Origin of the sequence: Clostridium aciditolerans, assembly GCF_016316925.1 — a bacterium.
GTDB classification, from domain to species: domain Bacteria; phylum Bacillota; class Clostridia; order Clostridiales; family Clostridiaceae; genus Clostridium_AM; species Clostridium_AM aciditolerans.
In genome coordinates this window covers 75,087-89,514 of record NZ_JAEEGB010000045.1, presented here as the reverse complement: position 1 = coordinate 89,514, position 14,428 = coordinate 75,087, and the positions used below count along the sequence as shown (strand labels likewise).

Genomic DNA, 14,428 nt, shown 5'->3' with positions numbered 1-14,428 from the left:
TATGCATGGAGGTGAGCGTATGATACCCAAAAAAAGTAAAACTATAATTTTCATATCAGTGTTTTTATTTGCTATTTTTATCTTCAATAACTATGCAGCTACTAGTGTTAACGCTGCATCCACTGAGAATACCAAAGTTATATATTTAACCTTTGATGATGGACCAAGCACAGTAGTTACTAATAAGATTTTAGATATTCTAAAAGAAGAAAAAGTAAAAGCCACCTTTTTCGTGGTAGGTTATAAAATTAATGGAAGAGAACAAACATTAAAAAGAATGCACGAAGAAGGTCATAGTATCGGGCTTCATACTTATACTCATAAATATAGACAAATATATGCAAATGATAAGGCTTTTATAGATGAAATGGATAAAACAGCTTCTGAAGTGGAAAAAGTTGTTGGTTTTTCGCCGGTAGTAATAAGATTTCCATCCGGTAGTAAAAAACACTTAAGCAAAGATCTTTTAGAAAAGCTACACTCCAAGAATTATAAAATATATGATTGGAACTTAAGCTTATCAGATGGAATAGATTATAATACTCCGCCAGATAAGCTATTTAGAGAAGCTACTCAAAAATGTATTAATCCAGAAAAAATATTTTTATTAGCTCACTGTGATCAACCAAATAAAACCACCTGTGAAGCTCTTCCAAAAATCATAAAATATTACAAAAGTATAGGATATGAGTTTAAGGTTATTACAGCAGATACTCCAGAATATCACTTTAGAGTTTCAAGGTAAAATTTACAAGAGTAAATAAGCACAAATAGTAAAAAAATATTAGGGTAAGATTTTAATATTTATTTGTGCTGAGGTGTTAAAATGAAAAAACACAAAATTATATTATCAATATTAATGCTAGCAATATTTTTGACTTATTTTCCACTAATAACTGCAAAAGCCTATACTACAACAAAAATAAATACATCCACGAATAATAAATATGGCATATTGGTAGATTTAACAGAACTTAGGCTATATTTAATAGACAATGATACTCATGCAATAGTAAAAGAGTATCCCGTAGCAGGAGGTAAAGAATCTACTCCTTCTCCAATAGGCACATGGAATATAATAAATAAAGAATCAGGCTGGGGAAAAGGATTTGGAACAAGGTGGATGCAACTTGGTGTCCCTTGGGGAAGATATGGAATACATGGCACCAATAAACCTTTAACCATTGGAGGAGCTGAATCTCTTGGATGTATTAGAATGTTTAATGAGGATGTAGAAAACCTTTATAAATATGTTGATTGTGGAACAATTGTAGTGATTTATGGAGGTCCTTATGGGCTGTATTGGAATAAATTTAGAACCCTATTGCCAGGCGATACTGGCGGAGATGTCTATGAAGTCCAAAGAAGGTTAATGCACAGAGGCTATTATACCGGAATATTAGATGGTATTTATGGTGAGGGTATGAAAAGTTGTATAATTAAATTTAGGAAAGATAACAAGCTTTCTATTACACATGATATAGACAAAGAATTCTATAATGCTATTGGCATGAAGCCCTTTGAGTAAGGATAACTCTCCTTATTCAAAGGGCTTCATTAATTACTTTATAAGTATTCTAATTGTTCTCATTATAAGTTGTAACAACATCATTTAGCTTTCTAAAAGCATCAATAATCTTTTCTGTCTCTTCTAAACCTAACTTATTAAAAAGTTCTGATAAGTGTTGGGTTTTAATATTATTAATCCACTTTTGATGCTTTAATGCTTTCTCCGATAATGATATTTTAACTATTCTACGATTTTCTTCAGGAATCTCTTTTACTATATATTCGTTCTTTTCCAATCTATCAATAATTCCAGAAACAGTACTTTTAGATAGACTGAGTTTTTTACTTAACTCGTTTAAAGTAATCCCTGGATTATGATATAACTCATGCATAAGTAATACCTGCGGAACCGTAAAACCGTAATTACAAGCTTCTTTTATAATGTGTGATTTAAAACTTTTATGCAAAGATCTAAAGATGTCAACAAATTCTTCTGCATAATTAGTTAGTTGCTGGTTCACCTGACACATCTCCTTTAGTTAATACTTTGCCATTACCTACAACTTTCCCAAATTTCTTTCTTTTAATCAACATTCCTAGAGGAATTACTACTATGGCCGCAAAAACTGTAACTAACAATGTATCATTCATTGCATATAAAAAGGCCATTTTCTGTATCTGTCCATAAGCAACTGTTTGAGCTACCCCCTGGGCGCTACCCTGTGGCATTCCAGTGCCCATAAAATATCCCTGAATTCCTTTTAGATAATCCGTATTAAAAGAATTAAAGCTTGTAAATCTCTCAGCTAATCCATAGTAATTAGAAGTTTGTCTATTTTTTAAAATTGTAGTAAGTATAGTTACACTCAAAGAACCGGCAACCTGTCTAATTGTGTTGGATAACGCAGATGCACGACCAACCAACTGCTTTGGAACCTGATTCATTCCCTCTGTTGATGATGGCATCATAGCAAGTCCAATCCCAAAACCTCTAGCCATCAGAAGCCACTTAATGGTATTTGGATCAGTGGTTAATGTAATTTTAGCTAACTCATAGCTAACATATGCTAATATACCTACTCCACTTATAACTAAAGGTCTAGCTCCAATTTTATCAAACAGCTTTCCACTAATAGGCATCATTATCCCTGTTACTATAGCACTAGGAAACATAAGCATACCTGTTTGCATTGCAGAATATCCTCTTATATTTTGTAAATATAAAGGTATCAGCATAATTCCACCATATAACGCCATATTTAATACTGCTGATATAATGATACTTAAGGAGAAAGGAAATACTTTAAGTACTCTTAAATCTAATAAAGGTTCATCAATTGTAAGTTCATTTATAACAAATAGTACCAAACTGAAGATACCTAGTACAATCAATATAGGATACTTTACATTAGACCAATCTATACTTGAACCTTCTCCGAGAACGTAAAGAAGCGATACCATACCAATTATAGAAGTAATCGCTCCTATGTAATCCAGCTTTTTGCTCAAATTGAGTGGACGATCCTTTAATATTAAGCCTGCAAAGATTACCCCCATTATACCTATTGGAACATTTATATAGAATATTAATCTCCAATCTAAATACTGTATTATATATCCACCAAGGGTTGGTCCAATAGCAGGAGCTGCCATTGCGGCAATTCCCCAGAAACCTAAGGCCATCCCTCTTTGCTCTAATGGAAATATCTCATATATTATAGACATACCTACTGGCATAATCATTCCGCCGCCTATACCTTGTATAACCCTGGCTATTATCATAGATGTAACATTCCATGCAAATCCACATAAGAAAGAACCTATAGTGAATAGAGCCAAAGCAAAAATATAAATTTTTTTAGTTCCAAAAGTATCTCCTAAATATCCTGTTAGAGGTATTACAGCTCCTAGAGTTAGCATATAGGAAGTTAACACCCAGTTTATTTGGTCTATGGATACGCCGTAAACTGCCATCATCTTAGGTATAGCTATATTTACAATACTACTGTCTAATATTGACATGAAGGTTCCTATAACTACTACACTGAGAGCTAACCATTTATAAAAAGAAGCTTCCTTCTCATTTTCCATCAAAATCACCTGCCTTTATATGCAGTAATATTTATTTAACATGTATTTTAACAACTACGCTTATTCCTGGTTGCAATTTGACATTATATTTATCAAGCTTAATTTTTACAGGAACCTTTTGTGTAACCTTGGTAAAAGTTCCTCCTGAAGAAGTAGGAAGCAATGAGAATGTTGCTGCTGTCGCTTCTCCTATAGATTGAACCTTTCCAGTTAGTTTACTACTACCATACTCATCTACTGTAATATCTACTGGTTGCCCTATTTTTAACTTTTCTAATTTTGTTTCTTCTATATTGGCATTTATATAAACCGCAGATGGATCTATCATTATAGCTAGTGATTGTCCTGGCGAAACTATTTCACCTACTGTTCCTTGTTTTTTAATTACAGTACCGGTAATTGGTGCTCTAATGATTGACATCTCTAAACTTGTATCAGGTAGGGTTCCCATGTCCTGTCTAGCTATTATCTGTCCCTTTTCAACATGTTGACCTTCATTTACATAAAGTTCTAATAACTTTCCAGAAATTTGTGGACCTGCTTTAACTAAATCAGAGCTAACCGTTGCATCTTCAGTAGAAACGTAGTAAGTATTATTATACCAGTAATACGTTCCAACTCCCGCCATAGCTATTACCATTAATGCTAGTACTGCTGTTATTAATGTTTTTCTTTTTGATTTCATACCTGCTTCACCTACCCTTACTTATTTAATCCTATTTCTGCAAACATTCCTGGTTTTAAAGCATCATTACCATCCTTAAGCGTTACCTTAACTAGCACTTGCTTGTTGCGTGCATCGATTTGGGGATCTATTACAGATATTTCCCCCTGAAACTTTTTATCCGATACGTCAGATACTTTTACCATAACAGGTTGTCCAACTTTCAATTGTGTTACTAAATCTGAAGGCACATAACCATCTACATGAAGCTGTTCACTATTAACTATAGTAACAAGGTTTTGTCCTGTTATTGCCATTTCACCTACATTTATATTTTTAGCAGTAACAGTTCCTGATATAGGTGATGCAATAGTTCCATAATTTAAATTAGCCTTTGCTGTTTCAACAGCCGCTTGAGCCTGTTTCACAGCTGCTGCTGCAGCATTTACATCCTGTGAAGTTGCACCATTTTTTAATTGCTCTAACTGATGCTGTACTGATTCATATTGAGACTTAGCTGATGCAACTGGACCCTCTAGTTTCTCTAAGTCTTGCTTTGAAACAAATCCACCGTCATATAATTCTTTTTGACGATCATAAGCAGTCTGTGCAAGTTCGTATGCCTTTTGCGCTCCTTGTAATAAAGCCTCAGTTGAAGCAATTTGCTCTGGCCTTGAACCAGTTTTAACTTTATCTAAACCAGCTTGAGCTGTTTCTACCGCTGCCTGAGCTTGATTTACTTGAGCTTGAATATCTTGAGTATCTAAAACAATAATAGGATCTCCTGCATTAACCTTATTTCCAACGTCTACTTTCACTTCTGCAACTTTTGCAGGAAGTTTTGTCATTAGATTTACTGAGTTATCTGCTTGTACTTTACCTGCAAAAATGTATATTTCTTGCGGTGCTTGGGAAGTCTTAGTGTTTTCATTTGAAGTATTTTTAGTAGAACCACATCCGCTAAAAATCATAGCTGTAGCTATTAGTAAAGGTACTATCTTTTTCATATTAATCCTCCTTAGTATATATAAAGTAAAACTTAAATCAGATGGAACTTTAATTCCATCTGATTTTTAGCAAACAAATCTAGTGACATAGTCAATCTCTTTACTCACTCTTTAAGAAGATTGTATCCCTAGATTAACAATCATTCCATATATAATTGTTAGCTTCCTTAACGTTCTTATACGAACAATTTATTTTACCATAATTTTTTTATCGTTGTCCATATATTTTTTTTGCATAAAAACATATAATTTGATTTTAAACGATAAAAAATACATTGTTTTTCTATTAAATGTTTAACTTAATAATAAAAACAGGCATCTAAATTATTGTTTTAGATACCTGTTTCCCTTAGCTACCTAAGATTTTTCTAATTTCCTTTGATAGCATATCAAATCTGTTTTTATCCCTGTTATCTAATGCACTATCAGCAAAAGCATATAATGCACCAATATAGAGATTTTTTCTTTCCTCTTTAGTTAAAGGGTTAACCAAATAATTCATTTGGTAGATTAAATAATTATTAATGCATTTTTCAAGATATATATCCTTTAATACATTAATATAGGTTAATAATTCTTTTTCCAATAAGGTAAAAAATACTCTTACTGAAGAATTATTATTTACCCTAATGGAGGATATTTTTATATATTCTTTATTAAGGGAGGATATTATTATTTTACCCTGATTTTTAATATTAAATTCTTTATTATTTTTATTTTCTCCATTTAACTCATTGGCAAACTCGACAAGAAAGCTTATATACTCCCTAAAAACTTCTTTTGATAAGCTATAGCTATTATTAATGACCTCAAGGTCTCTTTTCCTTTTAAAGCACAGGTTGTACCTATTTTTGCCTTTAATGTTTTTTTCTATAGATACAATTATGCTATCCGTTAATCTATCAGGTATTCTTTTTGGCACAATCTTTATTCCATATTCAAAATTATCATCTTTAGAATAATTAGGTAAAATAAAGTTGTTTATCTCCATAATATTTCTCCTCTCTTACTTTATATCTTAACCTATTATAATCGAAAAAAGTCGTATTTTATTTTTACAAAAAATTGTGAAAATAAAAAAAGAGGCTTAAATAAGCAGTTATGGTATATCTACTTATTTATAACCTCTAACTCATAGTTAACTTAAGCTCTCCACTATTTAAATTCAATCTTTTGATTATTACAGAAGTAATTAAACTCACAGAATTTGCATTGTTTTATGTATAAGTCTTTATTAAAATCTGTTACAAAATCATATTGATTGATATTCTCTACGAGTTCATATATAGTGCTTTCATTTTTCCTATGTTTATCTTCAGAGTAAGAAATAGTAATTATATGTTCTGCATATTGTGGCTGCCAGTAAACCATTTTTATTTGATTTAACTTTATTTCTTTGCCTAAAGTCTCACTGAGCTTTTCTCCTGCAGCATACATATATACTATGCTTTGAAATCTACCTTCTAATTCTTTACGAGATAGTTTCCTGTTTTCAGTCTTCCAATCCCATATTTCAACATCATTATTAGGTTTTATAACGATTAAATCATATTTTGCCTGAAGTCTTATATGGTCTTTTATCATTTTTATTTCATACTCAGGTAAATATACATTTTGCTTTTCTATAGGCATTAGTTTTAAAAGCTCATCAGTCCACCTATTAATATCTTCATTACAATTTTCATTTCCCAAAGGAATGCCAGAAAAATATCTTTCGCAGATTAAGTGAAAATCTAAACCTATTTTTATTCCTTCATAATACTCTATATCCTCTTCTGAATCATTTCTCCATGACATATTATCAAAATATTTTAATTTAAATTTTAAAGGACATTTATTAAAAGTATTTAGTGAGTTTTGACTATAATAAAAATAACTCAGCTTTCTAACGTCCAGCACTGTCCTCACATCCTTTTATATATAGCTTTTCTATTTTCTATAAATTTCTTTAAAACATCAAAATATTTTGATGGACAATCTTTTTTACCTTCATCATAATTAGACATTAATAGTAAATACTCTTTTGCTCTTGTTATTCCGACATATAAAAGCCTTATTTTTTCGTTAACCACATCTGCTCGTGCTTGGATAAAGGGATTATTACATATAGATTGCCCTAGCATTTTTTGTATTTCTGCCTTTCCTAAAGCAATAGGATTTTTAAATTCTTCTTTAAAGTAATAATGATCAGATCTAAATTTTCCACTTAATGAAGAAGGAAAATTATAATCAGTTAAAGAAAGTAAAAATACACAATCCCACTCTAGTCCCTTTGATTTATGACAGGTTGATATGGTTACTCTTTCTGGCGTAGGCTCATATCCCTGAATTTCATAAATAACATCAGCTATTTGCTTAAATACTGAATTCTTTACATCCAAAAGTCTTTGAGAAACTTCCTCTAAAGTTAAATCAGTTCTATACTTTTGTTCATATTGTATATATGAAGCAACAGCTTCAACCATAGCCTTATCATTTACATCTAACTTTAGAAGATTACCTATATATAAAATTAATCTTTCCATAGACATTTCATTATGTTTAAGTAAGTCTTTTATAGTATCTACATATTTCTCGAGCAGTTCGATTAGTTTTCTATCTACTAGTTTTTCTTCACTAAATTGATTTTCATATAAATCTGCTATTTTATTTTCCAACAAATCCTCAATTTCACAGTTGGATATTCTGCCTATTAATTCTTCCTTTCCCAGAAGGTTTTCATCTATCAAACAGTTTATTAGTTCTTTAAATCTCATAATGTTATCTGGTTCTGATAAAAAACGAAGCATATATCCTAGTGTGTTAGTAATCTTAATTCTTTTTTCTGAAGTTGTGGATAACTCATCACATTCAATTCCAATTCTCCTCAGCTCTTTTGCAAGCTCTGTTACTTGATTATTATATGGCACCAAAACCCCTATAGTCTTATCTGGATTCTTAATTTTAAAATTTTTAACTGCTTTTAGTGTTGTCTCTTTTACCTTATCCCAAGAACTAAAACAATAACTGTATATACCATAATCCTCAGGTTCAGGATTCTTAAATTCCTCCATACCTGACATTACTCTTATGTACTGCTCCTCAAGAGCGCCTCTACACTTCTCCTCAGGATGTTCTGACCTTACATAACTTACTAAGTAGTTAGCTAAGTTTATAATTTCATTTGAACTTCTTCCCGCCATATTCATAATATGTTTTCTTTCAGCTTGACTACAAAAATTCGCAAAAAACTTAGGATCTGATGAAGTAAAGGTTCCCATTATACTCTGATTTAAATCTCCAACTCTCACAAGATTATTGTTATTTTCCGAAAGCAACAGTAGTATTTTACTCTGCACTAAATTAGAATCTTGACATTCATCTTCAAAAATAAAGCTATATTTGTTCTTGAACTTCTCTCTCAGTTTATCATCCAGTAGTAATGCCTTATATGAGAGCAGCAGCAAATCGTTATAATCTATGTATCCTTCTATTCTAAGCTTCTTAATATAAGCATCGTAAATTTGAGAAATACTTTTTACAATGCTAATTCCTTCAACATTCTCTAATCTTTCTAAAAGTAATTCTGGGGAAATACTATTAAGCTTAAGTTCACTAATTAAGTTATCAGCTATGGTAAAAAAGTCTCTCCAATAGTACTCGCCTTTTTCATTGTATTTTTTATTGCCATTATCCGACAAGAGAAGTCTAAATATTCTCTCTCCGTTTTTTCTTCTCCAATTTTCAATACATTCATTTAGAAAAGCAATTTTTTTCAAATCATCAATTATTTGAAATTCTTCATTAATTCCAACTACATCCGGTCTTTCTTTTAATATTTTCATTGCCAAACTATGAATAGTCATAACCTCATAATCACCATTCGCAGTTATGCCTTTGTTTTCTAATACAGAGGATATTCTGCTTTTAAAATTGTTTACTGCACTATTCATGTAAGTTACTATGAGTACTTTTCCTGGTTTATGTATTTTTTCTTCAATAATTTTAGCTGCCAGATGAGCTACAATAAAGGTTTTTCCTGCTCCTGGTACTGCCGGTACTGCCATAGTACCACCTCTGTATTCCATTATAGGTTTTTGGTCTTCCCTAAACTGCACCAGAGGCACCTCCTTCACCAAAGATGTTTAAGATAATATCAGAAAAATACCCCTGCTGTTCATACCCACTTAAGGAGTATTCACTTCCGTAAAAGTAAATTTCTTCATTACATTTTCTCATAAGACACTTCATTATTGAAACTAAATTGCTCAATCTATTATTTTCTTCTATATCTGAACTATAAACTTCATTTGCATTCCATGTACTTCTTAACACATAGGTATTAGTTAGTTCTTTTATGTTTCTTGGTGCCCACATATCACTGCTTACATCTGCCCATATCTGAATCTTACTCTTTAAATTACAAGTTAGGAAATTATAAGGATTAGTTATAACTATACCCTTGTTATTTAGGAACAGTTCTTCTAATTCCCTTAAAGAATAAAAATCCGCTGCTTCACTTTTTACAAATATGATAAGTTTTTCTTCCGGATTATCTTTTGTATTAAACTGTGTTAACATTTCTATAAACTTTTCAGCAGTTTCACTTAAATTTTTGCAAATTTGTATGTTATCTTTTGCATTAGGAAGTGTTATAAGAAGCTCTAAAAAACTTCTTCTAAACAACTCACCTAAAGACATACTCTTTTCTGCTATGTAACGCTTATATTTCTGTATACATTCTTTTAAATTATTATACCTACCTTCAACATCTACACCTATTCTTTCAGTAACTCCTAAAGGCAATTGCTGTAATTCTCCACAATTTATTATTGACTTTGATACTATAGAAGCCTTAACCATATCTATATTCAAAACTGTAGAAAAAAATCTTTTATAATCATCTCGAGTTAAATTAATTCCAGTATATTTATTACAAAGACAAGCTATTACTATTAAGCTGTGTACATATGGGTTATCTATAAGCCTGGACTTCTTAGAAGTATTTATGACTCCTATTCCGAAATCTTTCAGCCTATATTCTATTTCAGAGTTTAGAACAACATCATTAGAAGGTGATATTATTACTATATCTTCTGGTCTTTTTCCCATTCTAACAAGCTCTTTAATTTTATTAGATACTTTTTCTAGCATTTCACTTCGTAGCTGAGAGGATATATCAAAGTAAACAGGTATTTGTTTATTTTGAGCTGAAATACTTCCTAAGTTATCTATACTAATTTCCTTAGAAAGTTCCATGAAGTAGTTTCCACACATAAAACTCTCTTCTACCTCTAGTTGCTGATAAGAAAATTCTATATTGCTCATTAAGTATTGCTTATCAGCTCCATAATATGTACAAAATCCACCATCTTGGTTATAGAACATATATCCTTTTTCTACAGTGCACATAAGCTTATTTACAAGTGACAGCTGTGCCGGTGATATTTCATTAAAATCATCAACTAAAATATATTTTATATTATTTAATTTTTCAGTATATGTATGGTTATTAATTAAATAATTGTTATATAAATAAATACCAATACCATAGTCCAGAACCCCATGTTTCAAAAAGCTGTTGATATAGTAATCTATTATGGAATCCATATGTTCATAGTTTTCTCTACTTATACTTTCCTTAATTTGAAGAGAATTATATAGCCTAGTTCCTATTTCTTTAAAATCAACTAGTGACATAGCAGCCTTGTTTATATTAGAAACTAGATCTGAAGCTACCCTACTTGAATGCGAAGTTATGTCTACGAGGTATCCTTTCCTTCTATAGTAGTTAACTAGAAGTTCCATCATATAATTTGCCAAATCCGTTGATATAAATTCAGGTTTTAAGGATTTCTTTTCTATTCTACTGCACTTACTTTCTATTATTGGCCAAAATTTCGATAACTCCCTACTTACAAAATTTTGATAAGTATATATCTTAAATTCACCTGATGTTTTTAAGCACAACTCTTTTTTCCAAGTCATAGCTTGATGTCTGTTCATCACTAAGACTAATATATTCTCACTATTTATTTTTTCTTCTTCAATCATATGCTTATATTTTTCTATAGCTAATGTAGTTTTCCCACTTCCCGACTTTCCACTTACTATTATGGATTTCTCACTGAAGAGATTATCAAATAATTTTCTTTTTACTTCTGAGTATCTCATTTTTTCACCTCATCAATGGATATTCACTTCCCTTTATTTTAACATATTAATTAGAACTTTGGGTCTAAAAGTCTGTCTGATTATGTAAATGAGTGAAAGTCCCTTAAATTAGAATAAGGGACTTTCACTCATTTACATATATTTTAAGTTCTTCTATTCTTTTTTCATTTACTTTCTCAATTTTAAATGTTATGTTTTCATATTCTATGGTATTCTCCTCATCATCTCTAGGGATACTGCCAAGAAGATCTACCACAAAACCTCCGATGGTATCAGAATTTTCAGATTGAAGGTTTAGATTTAAGAATTCATTCACTTCGTCTATAGCTAGCGAACCACTAACTATATAAGTTCCACTATCTATCTTTCTAAGATCTTGCTCGTATTCATCATATTCATCAAATATATTACCCATTATCTCTTCTATTAGATCTTCTATTGTTGTAATTCCAGAAAATCCTCCATACTCATCTATAAGAATCGCCATATGATTTTTTGAATTCTGTAATTCTTTAAACAGTATATCTATATTTTTATTTTCTGGCACAAAATAAGCAGGCCTCAACAATTTTCTAATGTCAATTTTGTCCGCTGATGTTTTCAGCAACTGACCAAATAAATCCTTTATAAATAAGATTCCTATTATATTGTCAATATCATCTTCATACACAGGAACTCTCGAGTATTTTTCTTCTAATATTTCACTTATTATTGAGGCATTTTGTTCATTGATATCTACAGCAAATACATTTGTTCTTGGTGTCATAACTTCTTTTGCTAAAGTATCATCAAACTCAAATATCCCATTTATCATTTCTTTCTCTGTTTCATTAAAAACACCATTTTCCTGTCCTAGGTCTATCATTGTTCTTATTTCTTCTTCAGATACTTTCTCCTCTAAGTTTTCTAATGTTATACCTGAAATTTTAATTAATGAATTTGTAGAGCTAGATAATAACTTTACAAAGGGAAGCATTATCTTTAATACAAATAATATTGGTTTTACAGAAAACATTGCAATTTCTTCTGAATTCTGCAATGCAATTCTTTTAGGAAATAATTCTCCTAGAACAAGTGTAATATATGCTAAAAAAACAGTAATCAAAATAACTGATATTCTATTACTATATGGTATACCATATGACCTTAATACCAGTGAAAATCTTTCAGAAAGTGTAGTTGCTGCAGAAGCACTGGCAAAAAATCCTGCTAATGTAATTCCTACCTGTATTGTTGCTAGAAATTTACTTGGCTCATTAAGCAACCTTAGAATCAGTTTAGCTTTCTCATTTCCTTCCTCTGCCAGATGATTCATTCTAGTTTTATTTAAAGATACAATAGCCATCTCAGAGGCTGAAAAAAAGGCATTAATTAAAATTAGTATAAATATTAAAAGTAATTCCGTTGTAATATTGGACACATCAATAGCCCTCCTTAAAACACAGGTCATTATATATATTTTTACAAAATTACAACATTAATATTCTATTTATATATAATAAAGTGATACTTGCTTTTGGGAAAATATATTATCATGTTTCATTATGTTAAATATTTTCACAAACTGTTTTTTAATAAAAAAAACATGATTGAAATATCAATCATGTTTTTTTAGTGGTGCAGGTGAAGGGAGTCGAACCCCCACGCCGTTGGCGCTAGATCCTAAGTCTAGTGCGTCTGCCAATTCCGCCACACCTGCAAATTATTTAAATGTAGTTAACTAAGTGACTATTACAAAATCAGCACGCTGTGTAAGTGACTATCACCAAACTAAAGATTTGGGATATCTACTTAACATTTTGGGTGCCTGCTTAGGATTTTGCATGTCTACTTATTGGTGGCTTACCGGGGAATCGAACCCCGGACACCATGATTAAAAGTCATGTGCTCTACCGACTGAGCTAGTAAACCAAAATGGCTGGGATAGCAGGATTCGAACCTACGAATACCAGAGTCAAAGTCTGGTGCCTTACCGCTTGGCGATATCCCAATGTTTAATTTGTTTACCACACATTTATAGATTATAATACGTTATAGTAATGTTGTCAACAACTTTTGATAATTTTTTTCATTTTTTTTTACAAATTAATATTCACTCTTAGCTTAAGCACTTTTTCTACTTTTATTCATATATTAATTATATGAACAATTTTATTGGAGAACGATATGTTTTTCTCAATAGAAAATTCCACTTCATCAAATGAACTTATAAAATTATACAGTGATATTATTAGTTTCTTTCAACTTATAGGATTTCCAACTATCGATGTAGCTTTTCAACTTATAAGATTAAGAAAACCTTTAACCACATATTTTAAAATAAAGAAATTTGGATAATATAACTTATATTAAGGATAATAAATTTTATAAACAAAAGAAGGTGATTCATATGTTTAAAAAAATTCAATATAATTCTCCTGTAATACTAACCTTTACATTCTTAGCTTTTGTAGCATATCTTTTAGGCAAAGCTACAGGTGGAGCTTCAACGAGATATCTCTTCACAAACTATAAGACTTCTATAACTGATCCACTACAATATATACGTTTATTCAGCTATGTATTTGGTCATGCTAATTGGAGTCACTTTTCTGGGAACTTTTTAATTGTACTTCTTGTTGGTCCTATGGTTGAGGAAAAATACGGCTCTAACAACTTAATAGAAATGATGGTTTTCACCGCATTTATAACCGGAATTATTAATACATTATTCTTTCCAACTGCCCTCCTTGGTGCTAGTGGAATTGTTTTTATGCTAATATTATTAAGCTCTTTTGCTAACACTGAATTCGGTAAAATTCCATTGACACTTGTTTTAGTAGCAATTTTTTTCCTAGGTAGAGAAGTATTAGATGCTATTTTTGCAGTAGACAATATTTCTCATTCCGCTCATATAATAGGCGGTTTGTGTGGAGGTGCCTTTGGATATCTAAAAAATCGAAAGAGAAGACCTACTGAATCTTGTAATTCTCAATAAAAATATATTTAAAAATTATTTATTTAT

The 14,428-nt window shown here is 30.9% G+C and carries 13 protein-coding genes and 3 tRNA genes; 4 read left to right on the top strand and 12 right to left on the bottom strand.

Going from position 1 to position 14,428, the window contains the following annotated elements; all coding sequences use genetic code 11:
- Nucleotides 1-19 precede the first annotated feature (19 nt).
- Together I6U51_RS22885 and I6U51_RS22880 are read left to right on the top strand one after the other, a co-directional pair.
- Entirely contained in the window at nucleotides 20-745 is a 726-nt protein-coding gene (locus tag I6U51_RS22885) for a polysaccharide deacetylase family protein (protein ID WP_211144866.1), read from the top strand.
- An 81-nt stretch (nucleotides 746-826) separates the two neighbouring features.
- Nucleotides 827-1,528 (top strand): L,D-transpeptidase family protein, encoded by a 702-nt coding sequence (locus tag I6U51_RS22880; protein WP_211144865.1) that lies wholly within the window; start codon nucleotides 827-829, stop codon nucleotides 1,526-1,528.
- Nucleotides 1,529-1,577: 49 nt separating this feature from the next.
- Here I6U51_RS22880 and I6U51_RS22875 read toward each other — a convergent pair whose 3' ends face one another.
- The 12 genes from I6U51_RS22875 to I6U51_RS22820 all read right to left on the bottom strand — a co-directional run bounded on the left by I6U51_RS22875 (nucleotide 1,578) and on the right by I6U51_RS22820 (nucleotide 13,414).
- Nucleotides 1,578-2,030, bottom strand: coding sequence for a MarR family transcriptional regulator (locus I6U51_RS22875; protein ID WP_211144864.1), 453 nt, complete (start codon nucleotides 2,028-2,030; stop codon nucleotides 1,578-1,580).
- Nucleotides 2,011-3,600 (bottom strand): DHA2 family efflux MFS transporter permease subunit, encoded by a 1,590-nt coding sequence (locus I6U51_RS22870; protein WP_211144863.1) that lies wholly within the window; start codon nucleotides 3,598-3,600, stop codon nucleotides 2,011-2,013. The genes I6U51_RS22875 and I6U51_RS22870 overlap by 20 nt, the downstream gene beginning before the upstream one ends.
- 31 nt (nucleotides 3,601-3,631) lie before the next feature.
- Nucleotides 3,632-4,285, bottom strand: a complete 654-nt coding sequence (locus I6U51_RS22865) for an HlyD family secretion protein (RefSeq protein WP_211144862.1) — start codon at nucleotides 4,283-4,285, stop codon at nucleotides 3,632-3,634.
- 17 nt (nucleotides 4,286-4,302) lie between these two features.
- Entirely contained in the window at nucleotides 4,303-5,271 is a 969-nt protein-coding gene (locus I6U51_RS22860; RefSeq protein WP_211144861.1) for an efflux RND transporter periplasmic adaptor subunit, read from the bottom strand.
- A 349-nt stretch (nucleotides 5,272-5,620) separates the two neighbouring features.
- Entirely contained in the window at nucleotides 5,621-6,262 is a 642-nt protein-coding gene (locus I6U51_RS22855; RefSeq protein ID WP_211144860.1) for a hypothetical protein, read from the bottom strand.
- A 164-nt stretch (nucleotides 6,263-6,426) separates the two neighbouring features.
- A complete protein-coding gene (locus tag I6U51_RS22850; RefSeq protein ID WP_343069861.1) occupies nucleotides 6,427-7,170 on the bottom strand; it encodes a PD-(D/E)XK nuclease family protein in 744 nt (247 codons plus the stop codon).
- A gap of 5 nt (nucleotides 7,171-7,175) precedes the next feature.
- A complete protein-coding gene (locus tag I6U51_RS22845; RefSeq protein WP_211144858.1) occupies nucleotides 7,176-9,368 on the bottom strand; it encodes a UvrD-helicase domain-containing protein in 2,193 nt (730 codons plus the stop codon).
- Nucleotides 9,358-11,424, bottom strand: coding sequence for a UvrD-helicase domain-containing protein (locus I6U51_RS22840; RefSeq protein WP_211144857.1), 2,067 nt, complete (start codon nucleotides 11,422-11,424; stop codon nucleotides 9,358-9,360). The genes I6U51_RS22845 and I6U51_RS22840 overlap by 11 nt, the downstream gene beginning before the upstream one ends.
- Nucleotides 11,425-11,548: 124 nt before the next feature.
- Complete coding sequence (locus I6U51_RS22835; protein ID WP_425489793.1) at nucleotides 11,549-12,844, bottom strand: hemolysin family protein; 1,296 nt, start codon at nucleotides 12,842-12,844, stop codon at nucleotides 11,549-11,551.
- A 195-nt stretch (nucleotides 12,845-13,039) separates the two neighbouring features.
- Nucleotides 13,040-13,123: transfer RNA gene (locus I6U51_RS22830), tRNA-Leu, on the bottom strand.
- 136 nt (nucleotides 13,124-13,259) lie between these two features.
- Nucleotides 13,260-13,335: transfer RNA gene (locus I6U51_RS22825), tRNA-Lys, on the bottom strand.
- Between the two features lie 4 nt (nucleotides 13,336-13,339).
- Nucleotides 13,340-13,414, bottom strand: a tRNA-Gln gene (locus I6U51_RS22820).
- Nucleotides 13,415-13,590: 176 nt separating this feature from the next.
- Between I6U51_RS22820 and I6U51_RS22815 the strand changes: the two genes are divergently transcribed.
- Both I6U51_RS22815 and I6U51_RS22810 read left to right on the top strand, forming a co-directional pair.
- Nucleotides 13,591-13,761, top strand: a complete 171-nt coding sequence (locus I6U51_RS22815) for a hypothetical protein (protein ID WP_211144855.1) — start codon at nucleotides 13,591-13,593, stop codon at nucleotides 13,759-13,761.
- A gap of 52 nt (nucleotides 13,762-13,813) precedes the next feature.
- The gene (locus I6U51_RS22810; protein WP_211144854.1) at nucleotides 13,814-14,401 is read left to right on the top strand and encodes a rhomboid family intramembrane serine protease; all 588 of its coding nucleotides are present in this window, start codon (nucleotides 13,814-13,816) and stop codon (nucleotides 14,399-14,401) included.
- Nucleotides 14,402-14,428: the final 27 nt, after the last annotated feature.